This window comes from Tenacibaculum sp. Cn5-46 (genome assembly GCF_022347705.1).
GTDB lineage: Bacteria > Bacteroidota > Bacteroidia > Flavobacteriales > Flavobacteriaceae > Polaribacter > Polaribacter aiptasiae.
The window spans coordinates 220,362-237,598 of sequence record NZ_JAKRGD010000002.1 but is presented as its reverse complement, the minus strand read 5'-3'; the positions used below and the strand labels follow the sequence as shown (position 1 = coordinate 237,598).

Sequence of the window (17,237 nt, the reverse complement as noted above, 5' to 3'; positions counted from 1 at the left end):
AATGTTCTTATTTCACATTTATAAAAACTACTCCATTTTTTTAATAATTCTTTCATATTGTTCTATTTATACTAATTAGTAATTAAATATGAACAAATGTTACATTCTAATTAATTATCAGAAGCAAACCACTCAGCAAAACTAGTTTCTGTTTCTTGTAATTTTATAGCATGTAACTGAAGACCTTCTGGTAAACGTTTCTTAATTTTTTCAGCAAAATCAATTACCATCATTTCACTTGTAGGTTGATAATCAACTAAAATAACATGATGTCCTCTATCTTTTAACTCTTTAGCTAATTCAACATGAGGTGTATTTTTATTAAACACTGTTGCATGATCAAAAACATCAACAATTTCTTCTTTAACGATCTTTTTCAGATCTCCAAAGTCAATCACCATTCCGTACTTTACATTAGACGTGTCGGTAATAGGTTGCCCTAAAACAGTTACTGAAAGTTTATAACTATGTCCGTGAACATTTTTACACTTTCCATCATAACCATATAAAGCATGTCCTGTTTCAAAAGTAAACTGCTTTGTTATTCTAATGTTGCTCACTATCTTTTAAATTTTTTATTACTTCTGTACTTGTTATAAAAGTATACTACTGCTACTCCAGCTGCTAAAATGGCAAATAAATAATCTCCACCCATAATTCTAAATTTTTTATTCGCCGAATGTACGAATTTGTTTGACAACTTTAGTTAATAACCATACGAAACCTAAAGAAATAACTATTCCTAATAGAATAGCAAGCATAGGGTTATGATATACCCATTTACCAACTTCATATCCAAATTGATAACTTTTACTTTCTTTTACCTCTTGAAATAAAAACATAATTTACTTTTTAAACTTAGCTAATGCTTTTTTAGTAAAATCAGATAACACCAATTTTCCTGAAGTAACTGCTCTTTCTATCAGCAACTCTTCCCAGTGTTCTGTACCTTTCCACAAAGCTTTTTTCATTTCTTTTAAAGCTTCAGGATTATAAGACGCTAGTTTTTCTGAAAACATCTCAAGCTCTTTATCTAAATCAGAAATAGATTCAAAAACACGAGCATATAAGCCTTTCTCTTTTGCCCAATAAGCATTTTTCCAATTAGTAGCATCTAAAGTTAATTCAGCTAGTCCACTAACGCTTATTTTACGTTCTACAGCAGGTGCTATAACAAATGGACCAATACCTATTGTAAACTCAGAAAGTTTAATAGAAGCATGTTCTGTAGCAAATACATAGTCGCAAGCAGCTGCTAATCCAACTCCACCTCCTACAGTTTTTCCTTGTACACGACCTACAATTAGTTTAGAGCAACGACGCATTGCATTAATCACGTTTGCAAATCCAGAAAAGAAACTTTTTCCGTCATCTAAATTATCAATAGCAACTAATTCATCAAAAGAAGCTCCTGCACAAAAAGCACGCTCTCCTTCAGATTTTAATATAACAATTGCTACCTCATCATTTTCTGAAACTTTATCAAGTTCTTTAGCTAATCTTTCTAATAATTCACTTGGAAATGAGTTACTCGCTGGATGACCAAATTCAATAGTAGCAATCTTATTTTCTATATCTGTATATAAACTTCCGTTTTCTCTTGTTGTCGTCATTTTTGTTCTTTGTTCAAAAATAATCTTAATTTTAGTTTTTAAAAAATTATGAAAGATCAAAACCTATTTTTTAAGCAAATAGAAGGTATTCCAGATAAAAAGGGTTTAGAAGAATTATTAACTTTATATACTTCTGTTTTTAATGATGCTATAACTGAATTTTTTCTAGAAAGAATTCAAACTAAAGAAAAGGTGTTTTCGATAATAGCTTATTATAATAACAATCCTGTTGGTTTTAAAATTGGATATCAATACAATTCAAATACTTTTTATAGTTGGGTTGGCGGAGTATTGCCTCAATACAGAAAAAAAGGAATTGCTAGTCAATTGGCTAAACTACAGGAAAATTGGGCTTTACAAAACGGTTTTAAAAAGTTAAGGACAAAATCAATGAATAAATTTAAACCAATGTTGATTCTTAATTTAAAAAACGGATTTGATATTATTCAAGTTTACACCAATGAAAAAGGGCAAACCAAAATTGTTTTTGAAAAATCTATTTAGACATCTTCAACTAGAGAAGAAAATTTATTCCTAAACTTTACAATCAACGGAATTCCTCTTGCTATTATCCATGCGTAAAAAGCTGTCCAAATTGCATATAACTTATAATCCATAGAATCAAAAAACAACAATACTGGAATAAAAACAAAAGCTGTTGACAACAACAATACATTTCGTAGGTATTTCATTTCTCCCATTCCTTTAAACATTCCATCGTAAATAAAAGCAATCGAACAAACTGGCTGCATTAATAGAATAATCCAAAAAGTATTATAAAACTGCTCTAAAACCTCTTTTTCTTGAGTAAAGATTCTTCCAATGAAATTGTAAAACACAAATCCTACCAACGCTAAAAAACCACCAAACACAAATCCGTAAACAATTAAATTCTTACCCAACTTAACCAACGTTTTATAAGCTTTTGCTCCTAATAATTTACCTGACAAGATGTTTCCTGCAGATGAATATCCATCAATCATAAAAGCTCCCATTAACCATAAGTTCAACCCTATTGTATATGCAGCAATATATTCCTTTCCATAAGAAGCTGCGTAAGATGTGGCGAAATACAAAGCCACGTTTAAAGCAATAGTTCTAACAAACAAGTTTAAAATCATTACTACAAAACGAGGGATTTCTTTATTAAAAGGAAATTTAAACTGTAGTGAAATTTCTGTTTTTGTAAGCAATAAATATGTTGCTATTATTGCCATAATAATTTGTGCAAAAACACTAGCATAAGCTGCTCCTTGAATATTCATTGCTGGTAAATATCCTTCAATACCATAAACCAATACAATATCTAAAATAATATTAGCTACCGTTCCTATAATAGCAATAAGCATTGGATAATAGGTATTTTGCAATCCTCTAAATGTTCCAAAAACAGCAATTACATAAAGTGTAAAAGGAAAACCAAAAACCCTAATTTTATAGTACTCAATAGAATATTCTAAAATAGTTCCAGTGGCATTGTAAAATTCAAATATTTCTTTTGCAAAAGGATAGCTTATACCCAAAATGATTAAACTGGTAGTAATTACTAAAACTATTGCTTGAGCTGGTAAATCTTTTACTTCATTTAATTTATTAGCTCCAACATATTGTGAAATTATAGAAGATATTCCACTGCGGGTTTGTCCAAACACCCAAATTAACATTGATAAAAAAGCACCTACAATACCAATTGCAGCAATACTTTCAGTGGCATTATATTTTATATTTCCTACAATAGCTAAATCGGTAGTAGATAATAAAGGCTCTGCAACTCCAGCAATTAAAGCTGGTATTGCTAATTGATTAATCCTTTTAAAACTTATATCGTGATTCATATTCTAATATTCACCACAAAAAAACGGCTATTCTGTTATATTAAGAAACAAAACACCTAAAATTAAGAGTTTTAAATATTAATTATCTTTGCACCCTTGTGTATCAAAAAACACGATTATTATTTAAAAAAAGATTTTTATGAAACATATATTAGTTCCTATTGGTTCTTCAGACAATTCAATAAACACATTACAATATGCAATAAATTTTGCTGAAGCTATGAACGCAAAAGTTTTGGTAATGCGTGCTTATAAGATATTGTCAAAAGCGGGTGCTTTTGTAAATGCGGATGATACTATGCAAAGAGAAACCAATTTGTATTTACGAACTATGATTAATTCTGTTGATAGAAAGAATGTAGATATCAAAATGATTACTGCCAAAGGAAATGTTTTGGAAAGTATTACTTCTATAAACAGAGAATTAAATATCGATTTAATTATTATGGGACCTAAAAGTAACTCTATTAAAGAAGAGGTGTTTTTAGGAAATACGTCGGGAAGTGTTTTAAAACAAACTGATATTCCTATGTTAATTGTTCCTGAAAACTATGCTTTTTCTCCTATAAAAAAGGTATTAACAACATTTAAATCGGGGATTATAAATAAAGACGGTGTTTTAACTCCTTTACAAAAAGTGTTAACAGCTTTCTCAGCAACATCTAACTTATTATTAGTAAAAACTCCTTCTTATACTGATAATGATTTGAAATTAGATTCTGGATTAGAAGCTATAAAATCAGAATTGACTATTACTGAAAACGCAACTACTTTCCAAGGAGTTTTAGAGCATTTCCAATCACATAACCCAGATTTACTGTGTGTTTTTAGAAGAAATAGAGGTTTCTTTCAAAAACTTTGGGAAAGTAATACAATTCTAAAAAAAGAATTTCATTGTAATGTTCCTGTACTTGTTTTAAGAGGGAAATTATAATTTACAAAAGTTTTCTTCTTCTTGATTAAGAGGAAATGACTTAAATATATTAAAAAAGGAAGCTTAATCGCTTCCTTTTTTATTTACTTTTTTACCAACATTCTCTTAATTTCATTTAACTTCATTAAAGCTTCAATTGGTGTAAGTGTATCAATATTGGTTGCTAAAATCTCTTCTCTAATATCTTCTAATAAAGGATCATCTAATTGAAAAAAGCTCATCTGCATTTCTTCATGCTGTGTTTCTTTCAAGGTTTCTTTTACCTCTTTATGTGAATGATTCTCTTCTAATTGCTTTAATATTTTTTGTGCTCTGTGAATTACCATATTTGGCATTCCTGCTAATTTTGCTACGTGAATACCAAAACTATGATTACTCCCTCCAGCAACAAGTTTACGTAAGAAAATTATACTATTATCTAACTCTTTTACAGATACGTTAAAGTTTTTAATACGCTCAAATGTCGTAGTCATTTCATTTAACTCATGATAATGTGTAGCAAATAAAGTTTTTCCTTTTGCTGGATGTTCATGCAAATACTCGGCTATAGCCCAAGCAATTGAAATACCATCATAAGTAGAAGTTCCACGACCAATTTCATCTAACAAAACCAAACTACGCTCTGAAATATTATTCAAAATAGAAGCTGTTTCATTCATTTCAACCATAAAAGTTGACTCTCCCATAGAAATATTATCACTCGCTCCTACTCTTGTAAAGATTTTATCTACAATACCTATACGAGCATTTTGAGCAGGGATGTAACTTCCCATTTGAGCTAATAAAACAATTAATGCTGTTTGACGTAATATTGCCGACTTACCCGACATGTTTGGTCCTGTAATCATAATTATTTGCTGTTGATTACAGTTTAAAACTACATCATTAGCAATATATTCTTCGCCTATTGGTAATTGCTTTTCTATTACAGGATGGCGACCATTTTTAATTTCAAGATCTGTAGTATTATCCATTAAAGGACGCACATAATTATTATCCATTGCCAAAGTTGCAAATGATAATAACACATCTATTTTAGCTATGCTTTGTGCATTCTGTTGAACAGGTTGTACAAAATCGATAATATACTGAACAAGTTTTGCAAAAATCTCAACTTCTATTTGTTGAATTTTTTCTTCTGCTCCTAAGATTTTTGCTTCGTATTCTTTCAGTTCTTCCGTAATATAACGTTCGGCATTTACCAATGTTTGCTTACGAATCCATTCTTCCGGTACTTTATCTTTATGTGTATTTCGAACTTCAATATAATACCCAAAAACGTTATTAAACGCTATTTTTAAACTCGTAATTCCAGTTCTTTCAGTTTCACGAGCAAGCATATTATCTAAGTATTCTTTTCCTGAATTAGATATATTTCTTAATTCATCTAATTCACTAGAAACACCACTTGCTATCGCATTTCCTTTATTAATATTTACAGGAGCTTCTTCTAAAACAGTTTCGATAATTTTATCTATTAAAGGCTTACAATCGTGTAATTGTTTTCCTAACTCTTTAACCGTTTTATTTTTACTTTTCTCAGCAGCTTCTTTTATAGGTAAAATCGCTTTTAACGAGTTTTTTAATAAAATCACCTCTCGTGGCGATACTTTACCTGTAGCAACTTTTGATATCAATCGTTCAATATCTGAAACCTGTTTTAACTGATATGAAACCGTTTCAAAGAAATCGTCGTTATCAATTAAAAACTTGACCATTTCATGACGTTGCTGAATTTGCTCCAAATCTTTTAATGGCAAGGCCAACCAACGCTTTAACAACCTTCCTCCCATTGGAGAAATTGTTTTATCTATAACATCTAATAAAGAAACCGAGTTTACAGAATTACCACCATACAATTCTAGGTTTTTAACCGTAAAACGATCCATCCAAACATAGTTATCTTCAGCAATTCTACTAATTGATTGTATGTGTTCTATTTTGTTATGCTGTGTTTCTGACAAATAATACATGGCAGCACCTCCAGCTATAATCCCGTGTTCTAATTCATCAACACCAAAACCTTTTAAGTTTTTAACTTTGAAATGATTACTTAATAATTCATTTCCATATTCTTTTTGAAAAACCCAATCGTCTAAATAAAAAGTATGAAAACGATTTGTGAATAGTTCTAAAAAACGTTGTTTGTGTTTTTTCTCTACTAAAACCTCACTTGGAGTAAAATTTTGTAAAAGCTTATCTACATACTCTTCGTTTCCTTGTGCTATTAAAAATTCACCTGTAGAAACATCTAAAAAAGAAACTCCTAATAATTTTTTACCAAAATGTACCGCAGCTAAAAAATTGTTCGACTTCGATTGTAGCACTTCGTCATTTAAAGCTACTCCTGGAGTTACCAATTCGGTAACACCACGTTTCACAATCTTCTTAGTCATTTTAGGATCTTCTAACTGATCGCAAATAGCAACTCGTAATCCTGACTTAACCAACTTTGGTAAATAAGTATTTAATGAATGATGTGGAAAACCAGCCAAAGCAGTTTCACTTTCACTACCTGCTCCTCTTTTAGTTAAAATTATCCCTAAAACTTCCGAAGCTTTTATAGCATCTTCTCCAAAGGTTTCATAAAAATCACCTACTCTAAAAAGTAACATAGCGTCCGGATATTTAGCTTTAATTCCGTTATACTGTTGCATTAGTGGAGTTACCTTTTTTGCCTTTGTTTTTGCCAAGTTTCTAGATTTTTTGAATTAGTTTTGCGAAGATAAATATTCGAATTTAAAGTTAACATTTTTTATGAGAAAACTAAAGAATAGTGAGTTAGGTAGGATTTCAGTTGATGAGTTTAAACAAACCAAAAAAACGCCGATTATTGTTGTGTTAGACAACATTAGAAGTTTAAACAATATTGGTTCAGTTTTTAGAACATCGGATGCTTTTTTAATTGAAAAAATTTATCTCTGTGGTATTACTGCAACGCCTCCTAACAAAGAAATTCATAAAACTGCTTTAGGTGCTACAGAATCTGTTGCATGGGAGTATGTAGAAAACACTATTGATTTAGTTGAATCTTTAAAAAAAGACAAGGTAACAATTTTAGCTATTGAACAAGCTGAAAACAGCACCATGTTAAATGAATTTACTCCTGAAAACAACCAAAAATATGCTATAGTTATGGGAAATGAGGTAAAAGGAGTACAACAAGAAGTAGTTTCTGCTTCCGATGTTTGTATTGAAATACCTCAATTAGGAACCAAACATTCTTTAAATATCTCTGTAAGTTGTGGAGTTGTACTTTGGGATTTATTTAATAAAATTTCTTTATAAGCCTACTTTCATTTGAAAAAATAAACTCACGTTTTATTTTAGAATTTTTTAACACTAGACTAATTATTGTAAAAAAACCAAAGCAATCTCTTAGTTTTTAGTACACAAACACCTTTTTGTTTCACAAATACCAGCAATAACAAGAGCAATCTCAATAAAGAATAAATAAAAACTAGTTTAATTACTTGGCATTCTCCCTGAAACCTTTTAATTTAGGGTCTTTAATTATCCCCCCAGCAAACTTAGTAATCTAAACACTCTTAAATATGGAAAACAAAAACACTCTAAAAACAGCAATGAAAATGTACCGTGGCGGTGGTGACCCTACGAATCTTGGTGGTGGTGGAAATGGTACTGGTAGTACTTCTGGTGGTGGTGACTCTACTGGTGGTGGTGATGGAGGTAGTCAAGGTGGTGATGGAAACGATGGTTAGTTTTAACACTATATAAAAAGTCAACACCTTACACAAATTAATGTAAGGTGTTTTTTAATTTTATGCTTAAACCTACTTTATTTTTTGTTTTCTATTTTTCAATAATACTCTCTTATTCACAAGTAAAAGAGCAAGATTCTGTTTCTCATTTTTTTAAAAAATCTAAAGCTACTTATGGTCTTCAAAAGTTACCTCTTTTAAAAAAAGCCGTTTTTTTTGCTAAATTATCCAACAACGATTCTTTAATTAGAAAAGCTAATATAGAATTTGGAATCCAGAGTTTTTATATGAACTCTCTTAAAAACATTACAATTGCTAATGAAAACATTTATAACCTTTATTTAAAATCAAAAGACTCTAGTTTATTAGCCAAACACCTGCATTTTAAATCCTTAGAGCAAAAAATAAAATTAAACATTGATAGTGCTTATTTTTATTATCATCAATCTAAAAATATTTCTATAAAAATCGGTGATTCTTTAGCCGTTGGTAGACGATTATTAAGTGTTGCTTTATTACAAAGAGAAGTTAAAGATTATTTAGGTGCAGAGATTAGTCTGATTGAAGCTTTAAAATATTTAGAACCTATAAATTCTAATAAATTCCTAGAAAGAGTATATAATGTTTTAGGACTTATTACCGTGGAATTAAATCAAAAAGAAGAAGCTTTAAAATATTATAATAAAGCTTTAGAATATAATAAGTCAAATAAGAACAGCATTGGATATTTATATATAAATAATAATATTGGATTACTCTATCAAAAGCAAAACCTACATAAAAAAGCAATTTCTTATTTTAAGAAAGGGTTAGCTTTTGATAGTATTAATGAGAAGTATTCTATGCAGTATTCTTTACTTTTAGAGAATTTGGCATATAGTAATTATCAATTGAAAAAGAAAAAAAATGTTCTAAACCAATATGAAGAAGTTCTAAATATTAAAAAGAAAATAAACAATCTAAGTGGTGCTAGTACAACTCATATAAACATTTCTAATTATTATAAAGATCTCAAACAAAATACTAAAGCTAAACATCATTCTAAAGAAGCTCTAAAATATGCTAAACAAACTCAAAATAATAATCGTTGGTTAGAAGCTTTAAAGAACTTATCAGAATTAACTACTGGAAAACAATCAAAAGCATATTTATTAGAATACATTTCGCTAAACGATAGTTTATTTCAAAAAGAACGTCTATTAAAAAATCAATTTGCAAAAGTCAGATATGAAACTGGTAAAAAAGAAAAAGAAAACGCTGTTTTAAAAACTGAAAACGAAAAAAAACAAGCACAAATAGCTTATCATCAACAACAAGAAACTATTGGGTGGTTAACTGCTGCAAGTATTTTGTTATTACTTATTTTAAGTATTACTTTCTTTTTACACAGAAGAAGAAAACTTTTATATCAAGCACAACTAGAGGCTGCTAGAGCTAGAGAAAATGAGCGTCAACAAATTGCTAAATCATTGCATGATGAAGTTGCTGGTGATTTGCGTATGTTACATCAAAAACTAGAAAAATCCAACTTATTAACGGAAGCTAAAAAACTAAATAATGTAAAAGAAAATGTTCGAAATTTATCACATCAATTAAGTAGTGTAAGTTTTGACGAAGTTTCCTTTAAAGATCAAATAATTAATTTAGTAAGCGATTATTTTGAATTAGACTTTAAAATATCAGTGACTGGATTACAAGAATATGAATGGCAAGAAGTAAACAGCCCTATAAAAAGATTACTTTATTTAGGCATACGTGAAAGCATACAAAATTGTAAAAAATATGCTCAGGCAAGTAAAATAAATATTGATCTTACCATACAGAAAAATTATGTACTTTTGAATATTAGTGATAATGGTATCGGATTTGATACTAAAATCAGTAAAAAAGGAATAGGTTTACGTAACCTACAGGAACGTGTTGAAGATTTAAATGGAACTTTAAACATTAGTAGTAAAATAGGTAACGGTACCAAAACTAATATTCAAATACCCTTAAATGCCTGAACCAATAAAAATACTCCTCGTTGATGACCATCAATTAATAATTGAAGGAATACTCTCCTATTTAAGAGATATTGACAATTTAGAAATAGAAACAGCTAATTCTTGTGATGAAGCATTTTCTAAAATTAAAGCAAATATTAACAAGAATCCTTTTCATATTGTTTTTACCGATTTAAGCTTTGATAATCGTCAAGAAAACAGCACTCTTGACGGAGGAGAATCTTTAATAAAAGCACTTCAACAAGAAAAGGTTGATATTAAAATTGGTGTAATTACTGGGCATTCAGAAACCAATCGTGTATTTAATGTAATACATAATTTAAATCCATCTGCTTATATCTTAAAAGGAAATTGCAGTACAGACGAATTAACCTTTGCCATTAAAAAAATATTAAAAGGCGAAATATATTATACTCATGAAATTCATCAAAAACTTTTAAAAAGAGCTTTGATAGAAATTCAAATGGATGAAGTCGCTATTCAAATCCTAAAAGAATTACCTAAGCATGCAAAAATTGGTAATTTAGAAGGATTGATAAAAAAGAGAGATGGTTCGGCTATAAAAGTACGTTCTATAGAAAGTAAATTAGCGAAACTTCGTACAGATTTACAAGCAAATAACAATACTGATTTAGTATTAAAAGCTAAAGAATTAGGCATATTAGACTAATTTTGCGGAAATCCACATTTTTTGCTGCGGATATCCATTTTTATACTAAAGAGACTACTTATATCTTTGTATCAGAATTAAACTACTCTTGGGGAAAATTCTGAAAAAAGGAAAAAAGAAATAGAACAAACCTTTCAGATTCATATCTGAAAGGTTTGTTCGTTTTAAGCTTTATATTATTATTTACCTATCAATTGCGGAAATCCACACTTGACACTACATAAATCCCCTTTTTATAAATTCAAATCTATCATACATTTGTAACATCGAATTTCAACTCATAGTGAAAAACGATATTTAAGGGGAAAAACTAAACCTTCTGGATATAATAATCTGGAAGGTTTTTTATTTCAAGTAAATTGCACCTATACAAACCTTTACAGAAGTAAACTTTGCGGAAATCCACATTTTTTATTACATAAATCCCCTTTTTACAAATTCAAACCTATCATATATTTGTAATGTCGAATTTCATTTCTTAGCGAAAATCGATATTTAAGGGGAAAAAACTAAACCTTCTAGATAAATAAATCTGGAAGGTTTTTTTACACAATAAACTTAGATAAAAGTGAACTTTATAAAAAATTAAACATTGCGGAAATACACACCAAACTCTGCATAAATCCCCTTTTTGTAAACTCAAAACTGTCATACATTTGTAACATCGAATTTCAACTCATAGTGAAAAACGATATTTAAGGGGAAAAAACTAAACCTTCTAGTTAATTAAATCTGGAAGGTTTTTTTATATAACAAACTTATATAAAAGTGAATTTTACAAAAAATTAAACATTGCGGAAATCCACACCAAACACTGCATAAATCCCCTTTTTATAAACTCAAAGCTGTCATACATTTGTAACATCGAATTTCAACTCATAGTGAAAAACGATATTTAAGGGGAAAAAACTAAACCTTCTAGTTAATTAAATCTGGAAGGTTTTTTTATGGTTAATTTTTTCAAAAAAATCATAAACTTACCTTAAATCTGTCTTTTATTATATCATTCTCTTTCAAATAAATAAAAATCTCTTGTATATTTGTTATATCGAATTTCAACTCATAATTGAAAAACGATTTTTAAGGGGAAAACTAAACCTTCTAGATGTGTCTGGAAGGTTTTTTTTATTAAAAAAACAAACTTCTAAAGTTTTATCAATTGCGGAAATCCACAATTTTTATTTCGCTAATCCCCTTTTTATAACCCTAAAGCTGTTATACATTTGTAACATCAAATTTCGATTCATAACGGAAAATGATATTTAAAGGGGAAATTAAACCTTCTAGGCACATCTGGAAGGTTTTTTTATTTAAAAAACTCACTACCAACAACTTAACTACGGAAATTCACAACTTACTTTGCGGTTATCCCCTTTATAAAACAAAATACCTGACTTACATTTGTAATGTTCTTTTGAACAAAACATTAAGGGGAATTATTAAAAACCAGTAAAAAATGGGGAAATTTTTACAAAAAGCTACTGAGATTTTAAATGCATTTTTATCATCTTTATCAGAACTTGGTAAAGGAGCTAGCTATGCTTTAAGACACTAGTAGTAACTAACTAAGGGATAAAAACCTTCCTGATAAAATTATCAGGGAGGTTTTTTATTTCCCAAACTTTAAATTGTAAATTGCTATTTTAAATTACTCATCAAAATTGTTAAATGGCAAAGTATATTCTAGCATTAGACCAAGGCACTACAAGTTCTCGTTCTGTTATCATCAATGAATCTGGAGAAATTATTGAAATAGATCAACAAGAATTTTCACAAATATTTCCACAATCAGGATGGGTAGAACATAATGCTGAAGAAATTTTAACTACGCAACTTTCTACTCTAAAAAATGTTATTCAAAAAGCAAACATACACCCAAATGAAATTGCTGGTATTGGTATTACAAATCAGAGAGAAACAACTGTGGTATGGGACAAAAACACAGGGAAACCTATATACAATGCTATCGTTTGGCAAGATAAAAGAACTGCAAATATTTGTGAGTCTTTAAAAGAAAAGGGACTAGAAAACCATGTTCGTAAAACTACCGGATTAGTAATTGACAGTTATTTTTCTGCTACAAAAATTAACTGGGTACTAAATAATGTAAAAGGAGCAAAAATAGAAGCAGAAAAAGGAAACCTATTATTTGGAACAATTGACACATGGCTACTTTGGAATTTAACAAAAGGAAAAGTTCATGCAACAGATTATAGTAATGCTTCTCGCACGATGCTTTATGATATTAAAAATTTATGTTGGGATAATCAGTTATTACAAGAACTAGATATTCCAAATTCTATGCTCCCTGAAGTAAAGCCTTCTTCATTTCACTTCGGAAATTACGAATTAGAAGGTCATCAAATTCCAGTTGCAGGAATTGCTGGCGATCAACAAGCTGCTTTATTTGGACAAGCCTGCTTTCATAAAGGTGAAGCAAAAAACACTTATGGTACAGGTTGCTTTATGTTGATGAATACTGGAGAAAACTTAGAATTTTCTAAAAATGGCTTATTAACTACTATTGCTTGGGGAATTGATAATAAAATAAACTATGCTCTTGAAGGAAGTGTTTTTGTAGCTGGATCGGCTATACAATGGTTACGTGATGGTTTGCAAATTATAAACAACGCTAAAGAAAGTGAGGTTTTCGCAAAAAGTATAGAAGATGAAAACCCTGTATATGTAGTTCCTGCTTTTGCTGGCTTGGGAGCTCCTTATTGGGATATGTATGCTAGAGGTGCTGTTTTTGGTTTAACTAGAGATACTGGTAAAAATCATTTAATAAAAGCAACTCTTGATGCTCTTGCTTATCAAACAAAAGATATATTAGATGTAATGCAAAAAGATAGCGCTATTGAATTAACTTCATTAAAGGTAGATGGTGGCGCATGTGCGAACAATTATCTAATGCAATTTCAATCGGATATTTTAAATACAAAAGTTGAACGACCAGAAATTATCGAAACTACCGTAATGGGCGCTGCTTATTTAGCAGGTATTTGTGTTGGTTTATGGAAACAAGAGGATATTTTAAACAGGAGAAAAATCAATAATGTGTTCTCTCCTAACTTCACTTTAGAAAAAAGAGAAAGACTATATAAAAAATGGCAAAAAGCTGTAGAACGTACTAAAGATTGGATTGATTGATTTAAATTAAAAACTTTGTTTACCGAGAAAATAATAGCGTTTATCTAAAATATTTTTCTTTAGTCTACTTCTGCCCTTTATTTACTTTAAATAATTTTAAATTTGATACTTATGAAAATTAGAAAAGTAATTTTAGGCTTTTGTATTCTTTTATTAAGCTCTTGTGTTGTAAAATCATTACATCCATTTTATACTCAAGATACAATCTCTTTTGATAAAAACTTTATTGGTGAATGGGAAGATTCTAAAAAAGGAATTTGGAAGGTTGTTTCATTTAGGAATGAAATAACTAAAAACAACCCATATGAAAAGATGAAACCTGATGATAAAAAGCTTTATAACGAATATAAAAACAGTTACTATATTCAACGAATCTATAAGAATAAAGAAGTTATATTTATTGCAACTCCTTTTAAAATTAAAAATCAAAAGTTTTTAGATTTTATTCCTTTAGATCATCAAGATGATATTGATAATCTATTAGAAAGTCATTCTATTTATACACATAGTTTGGTAAAATATGATATTAAAAAAAATGGGGAAATCGAAATACGTTGGTTAGATGAAGAAAAAATAGCTCAACTTTTTAAGGATAAAAAAATTAAAATAAAGCACGAAACTGTTGGTTTAGCAAAAGACAAGTATTTATTAACTGCGAGTTCTAAAGAACTTCAAAAGTTTATAAAAAAATATATGAGTTCTAATAACGCTAAAAAATGGGAAACATCAACAAAATTCACATTATCTAAACTAAATGGAAGAAAATAAATCTTTTTTAAAAGGAACAATATTAACTAACTTGGTTTTTAAAACCATTTTATGGTGTTGTTCCTTTTTCATTTTTTTATTTCTTTTTTCTAAGAGTTCTTCGCCTTCAAAAATTGATTATATATATACTTCTTTTTTTATTATCAATCTATTCTTTCCTGTTTGTTTGAATTTATATTGGTTAATCCCCACTTATTTAAAAAAAGAAAAATATCTTCTTTTTAGTCTTTTATTTATTTTAAATCTAATAATTTTTGCTGAATTAAACAGCTTCTTGTTTGACCTATTTGTCAATACTTTTTTTAATGACTATTTCTTTATTTCTTACCATAATATTCTAGAAGTATACTTTATATTTTTTGTGTTTTTTGTTTTAACAATACTTATGAAACTTGCTAAAAACTGGGTGCATTTAAATCAATTAGAAAACAAAAAATTAAAGATTAAAAACCAACAAATAGAAAAACAATTACATTATTTAAAAGGTCAAATAAACCCACATTTTTTATTCAATTCACTGAATGTTTTATATGCTCTTTCTATTGAAAAAAAGCAAGAAGTTACAAATGCTATTTTACAATTATCGGAAATTTTAAGATATGTTATTTATGATTTAGATTCAAAGAAAATTTCTATTAACAAAGAAGTAGAATTAATTAAAAACTACATTGAATTTGAAAAAAACAGACATGTTGCTAATTCAAATATTGAGTTCAATTATAGTATAAAAGATAATCTTGAAATATATCCTATGCTATTATTACCTTTACTAGAAAACAGCTTTAAACACGGTTTAAAAAGTGGGATAAACAATCCTTATATTAACATCAGTTTAAAGGCAGAAAATAACAAATTAGATTTTCAAGTTTCTAATAACTTTAAAGAAAAAACAAACTCTGATTTTAAAGGAATTGGTTTAAAAAATATTCAAGAAAACTTAACTGTTGTTTATCCTAAAAAGCATCATTTATTAATTGAAAACAAGAATACTGTTTTTACTGTAAATCTCACAATATATTTAGAAAAATGAATATAAGCTGTTTAATAATTGATGACGAGCCATCTTCTCAAAACGTATTAAAACTATTTATCAATAAAATAGAATATTTAAAATTAATACATATTTGTAATGATGCTTTAGAAGCATTAGATTTTTTGAAAAACAACGATATAGATTTACTTTTTTTAGATATAAATATGCCCCAACTTTCAGGTATTTCTTTTTACAAATCGTTAAAAAATCCTCCAAAAGTTATTTTTACTACAGCCTATTCAGAATATGCACTTGATGGTTTTGAAGTTGATGCAATAGATTACCTATTAAAACCTTTTTCCTTTGATCGTTTTTTAAAAGCTGTTTCTAAAGTTAAAAACTTAAGAAATAATAGTATTCAACATATTATTATAAAGTCTGAAAAAAAGCTACATCAAATAAAAGTAAACGACATTTATTATATTGAAGGTTTGGGCGATTATATTAAAGTACACTTAAAAGATACTTTTTTAATAACATATAAAACTTTGAAAAAAATAACTGATTTGTTGCCAAAATCAAATTTTGTGCAAGTACATAAATCGTATATTATTAACAAAAATAAACTTGATTATATAGAAGGAAATTTAGCAGTTATTAACTCGAAAAACATACCTCTAGGTCAAAAATATAAATCAACTTTTTTAAATAAATTAAAAGAATAATATGGCAAAGTTTTATGACAAAATAAACTCTAGAGTTCAGAAGTTTATAGAAGCACAAAAAGTCTTTTTTGTAGCAACAGCACCAAAAGGTGGGCGTATTAATTTATCTCCAAAAGGAATGGACTCCTTCCGTGTACTAAATGAAAATAGAGTTGCTTGGTTAAGTGTAACAGGTAGTGGTAATGAAACCTCAGCACACTTATTAGAAGACAATAGGATTACTATTATGTTTTGTGCTTTTGAAGGAGCTCCTAATATTCTACGTTTATATGGAAAAGCTAAAGAAGTTTTACCAGATGATACTGAATGGAATTCATTAATATCGTTATTTACAAAGCTCTCTGGAACGCGACAAATTTTTGATGTAACTATTGAAAGCGTTCAGACATCATGTGGTATGTCTATTCCTTTTTATGAATATAAAGAAGAGAGAAATCAATTATTAGATTGGGCAGACGAAAAAGGTAAAAACGGTATTGAGCAATACTGGAAAGACCGTAACCAAGTAAGTATAGATGGTTTAAATACCAAGTTTAAAGAATAAACATAAAATCGCACTTTTTCACAATTTACTTCAAACCCTGATAAAAATCATATTTTAAGTAAATACATACAACTACTTTTGGGGTATTAAAGTAAATAAAATGATACAATTGATTAATACTCCTTTAGTTTCTTGGACAAACGGCACAATTATGATCGCAGTATTTGGAGTTGTTTGTGTAGGATTAATTACTACTCTCTTAATTCTCGTAAATGGTGGTGAGAAAAAAAAGAAGTAGTTACGGGTTGTATTTTTAGTTTTTAATAGTTGATTTAGAAGAAGTGCTCATTTTTGATG

General features: G+C 28.7%; 17 protein-coding genes. 12 read left to right on the top strand and 5 right to left on the bottom strand.

From position 1 onward, the window contains the following. Positions 1–110: 110 nt before the first annotated feature. The 3 genes from MHN29_RS05040 to MHN29_RS05030 all read right to left on the bottom strand — a co-directional run bounded on the left by MHN29_RS05040 (position 111) and on the right by MHN29_RS05030 (position 1,613). On the bottom strand, positions 111–560 hold the full coding sequence (locus MHN29_RS05040) for a 6-carboxytetrahydropterin synthase (RefSeq protein ID WP_150898174.1): 450 nt from the start codon (positions 558–560) through the stop codon (positions 111–113). A gap of 108 nt (positions 561–668) precedes the next feature. Next, positions 669–842 carry a hypothetical protein gene (locus tag MHN29_RS05035; protein WP_175578604.1) on the bottom strand — a complete coding sequence of 58 codons (174 nt, stop codon included), beginning with the start codon at positions 840–842 and terminating at the stop codon, positions 669–671. Between the two features lie 3 nt (positions 843–845). Then, positions 846–1,613, bottom strand: a complete 768-nt coding sequence (locus MHN29_RS05030; RefSeq protein WP_235274421.1) for an enoyl-CoA hydratase/isomerase family protein — start codon at positions 1,611–1,613, stop codon at positions 846–848. Between the two features lie 48 nt (positions 1,614–1,661). On the opposite strand from MHN29_RS05030, the gene MHN29_RS05025 reads away from it, so the two are divergent. Continuing rightward, positions 1,662–2,117 (top strand): GNAT family N-acetyltransferase, encoded by a 456-nt coding sequence (locus tag MHN29_RS05025; protein ID WP_235274422.1) that lies wholly within the window; start codon positions 1,662–1,664, stop codon positions 2,115–2,117. Here the strand turns inward: MHN29_RS05025 and MHN29_RS05020 are convergent. Then, complete coding sequence (locus tag MHN29_RS05020) at positions 2,114–3,448, bottom strand: MATE family efflux transporter (RefSeq protein ID WP_235274423.1); 1,335 nt, start codon at positions 3,446–3,448, stop codon at positions 2,114–2,116. The two genes, MHN29_RS05025 and MHN29_RS05020, sit on opposite strands and share 4 nt — an antisense overlap. A 139-nt stretch (positions 3,449–3,587) precedes the next feature. On the opposite strand from MHN29_RS05020, the gene MHN29_RS05015 reads away from it, so the two are divergent. Beyond that, positions 3,588–4,382 carry a universal stress protein gene (locus tag MHN29_RS05015; protein WP_235274424.1) on the top strand — a complete coding sequence of 265 codons (795 nt, stop codon included), beginning with the start codon at positions 3,588–3,590 and terminating at the stop codon, positions 4,380–4,382. An 83-nt stretch (positions 4,383–4,465) separates the two neighbouring features. Here MHN29_RS05015 and mutS read toward each other — a convergent pair whose 3' ends face one another. Beyond that, positions 4,466–7,075, bottom strand: a complete 2,610-nt coding sequence (mutS, locus tag MHN29_RS05010) for a DNA mismatch repair protein MutS (protein ID WP_150898169.1) — start codon at positions 7,073–7,075, stop codon at positions 4,466–4,468. Between the two features lie 64 nt (positions 7,076–7,139). Here mutS and MHN29_RS05005 point away from each other — a divergent pair, with 64 nt between their 5' ends. The 10 genes from MHN29_RS05005 (at position 7,140) to MHN29_RS04960 (ending at position 17,178) form a co-directional block, all read left to right on the top strand. Further along, a complete protein-coding gene (locus tag MHN29_RS05005; RefSeq protein ID WP_235274425.1) occupies positions 7,140–7,670 on the top strand; it encodes an RNA methyltransferase in 531 nt (176 codons plus the stop codon). 266 nt (positions 7,671–7,936) lie between these two features. Continuing rightward, positions 7,937–8,104: a hypothetical protein gene (locus MHN29_RS05000; protein WP_235274614.1), complete on the top strand. Its 168-nt coding sequence runs from the start codon at positions 7,937–7,939 to the stop codon at positions 8,102–8,104. Between the two features lie 62 nt (positions 8,105–8,166). Next, a complete protein-coding gene (locus MHN29_RS04995) occupies positions 8,167–10,110 on the top strand; it encodes a tetratricopeptide repeat-containing sensor histidine kinase (protein WP_235274426.1) in 1,944 nt (647 codons plus the stop codon). Continuing rightward, complete coding sequence (locus tag MHN29_RS04990) at positions 10,103–10,780, top strand: response regulator (protein WP_235274427.1); 678 nt, start codon at positions 10,103–10,105, stop codon at positions 10,778–10,780. Before MHN29_RS04995 ends, MHN29_RS04990 begins: the two co-directional genes overlap by 8 nt. A 1,668-nt stretch (positions 10,781–12,448) precedes the next feature. Then, on the top strand, positions 12,449–13,930 hold the full coding sequence (glpK, locus tag MHN29_RS04985; protein ID WP_235274428.1) for a glycerol kinase GlpK: 1,482 nt from the start codon (positions 12,449–12,451) through the stop codon (positions 13,928–13,930). A gap of 111 nt (positions 13,931–14,041) precedes the next feature. Further along, positions 14,042–14,698: a hypothetical protein gene (locus MHN29_RS04980; RefSeq protein WP_235274429.1), complete on the top strand. Its 657-nt coding sequence runs from the start codon at positions 14,042–14,044 to the stop codon at positions 14,696–14,698. A 385-nt stretch (positions 14,699–15,083) separates the two neighbouring features. Beyond that, a complete protein-coding gene (locus MHN29_RS04975; protein ID WP_235274430.1) occupies positions 15,084–15,728 on the top strand; it encodes a sensor histidine kinase in 645 nt (214 codons plus the stop codon). Then, entirely contained in the window at positions 15,725–16,396 is a 672-nt protein-coding gene (locus MHN29_RS04970; protein ID WP_235274431.1) for a LytTR family DNA-binding domain-containing protein, read from the top strand. Before MHN29_RS04975 ends, MHN29_RS04970 begins: the two co-directional genes overlap by 4 nt. A 1-nt stretch (position 16,397) precedes the next feature. Beyond that, the gene (locus MHN29_RS04965) at positions 16,398–16,940 is read left to right on the top strand and encodes a pyridoxamine 5'-phosphate oxidase family protein (protein ID WP_235274432.1); all 543 of its coding nucleotides are present in this window, start codon (positions 16,398–16,400) and stop codon (positions 16,938–16,940) included. Positions 16,941–17,040: 100 nt separating this feature from the next. After that, entirely contained in the window at positions 17,041–17,178 is a 138-nt protein-coding gene (locus tag MHN29_RS04960) for a hypothetical protein (protein WP_175578591.1), read from the top strand. Positions 17,179–17,237 lie beyond the last annotated feature (59 nt).

What these genes read in the sequence shown, in the direction of transcription:
- MHN29_RS05035 (WP_175578604.1), bottom strand. Translation starts at nt 842, where the DNA reads ATGTTTTTATTTCAAGAGGTAAAAGAAAGTAAAAGTTATCAATTTGGA.
- MHN29_RS05030 (WP_235274421.1), bottom strand. Translation starts at nt 1,613, where the DNA reads ATGACGACAACAAGAGAAAACGGAAGTTTATATACAGATATAGAAAAT.
- MHN29_RS05025 (WP_235274422.1), top strand. Translation starts at nt 1,662, where the DNA reads ATGAAAGATCAAAACCTATTTTTTAAGCAAATAGAAGGTATTCCAGAT.
- MHN29_RS05020 (WP_235274423.1), bottom strand. Translation starts at nt 3,448, where the DNA reads ATGAATCACGATATAAGTTTTAAAAGGATTAATCAATTAGCAATACCA.
- MHN29_RS05015 (WP_235274424.1), top strand. Translation starts at nt 3,588, where the DNA reads ATGAAACATATATTAGTTCCTATTGGTTCTTCAGACAATTCAATAAAC.
- MHN29_RS05005 (WP_235274425.1), top strand. Translation starts at nt 7,140, where the DNA reads ATGAGAAAACTAAAGAATAGTGAGTTAGGTAGGATTTCAGTTGATGAG.
- MHN29_RS05000 (WP_235274614.1), top strand. Translation starts at nt 7,937, where the DNA reads ATGGAAAACAAAAACACTCTAAAAACAGCAATGAAAATGTACCGTGGC.
- MHN29_RS04995 (WP_235274426.1), top strand. Translation starts at nt 8,167, where the DNA reads ATGCTTAAACCTACTTTATTTTTTGTTTTCTATTTTTCAATAATACTC.
- MHN29_RS04990 (WP_235274427.1), top strand. Translation starts at nt 10,103, where the DNA reads ATGCCTGAACCAATAAAAATACTCCTCGTTGATGACCATCAATTAATA.
- glpK (WP_235274428.1), top strand. Translation starts at nt 12,449, where the DNA reads ATGGCAAAGTATATTCTAGCATTAGACCAAGGCACTACAAGTTCTCGT.
- MHN29_RS04980 (WP_235274429.1), top strand. Translation starts at nt 14,042, where the DNA reads ATGAAAATTAGAAAAGTAATTTTAGGCTTTTGTATTCTTTTATTAAGC.
- MHN29_RS04975 (WP_235274430.1), top strand. Translation starts at nt 15,084, where the DNA reads ATGAAACTTGCTAAAAACTGGGTGCATTTAAATCAATTAGAAAACAAA.
- MHN29_RS04970 (WP_235274431.1), top strand. Translation starts at nt 15,725, where the DNA reads ATGAATATAAGCTGTTTAATAATTGATGACGAGCCATCTTCTCAAAAC.
- MHN29_RS04965 (WP_235274432.1), top strand. Translation starts at nt 16,398, where the DNA reads ATGGCAAAGTTTTATGACAAAATAAACTCTAGAGTTCAGAAGTTTATA.
- MHN29_RS04960 (WP_175578591.1), top strand. Translation starts at nt 17,041, where the DNA reads ATGATACAATTGATTAATACTCCTTTAGTTTCTTGGACAAACGGCACA.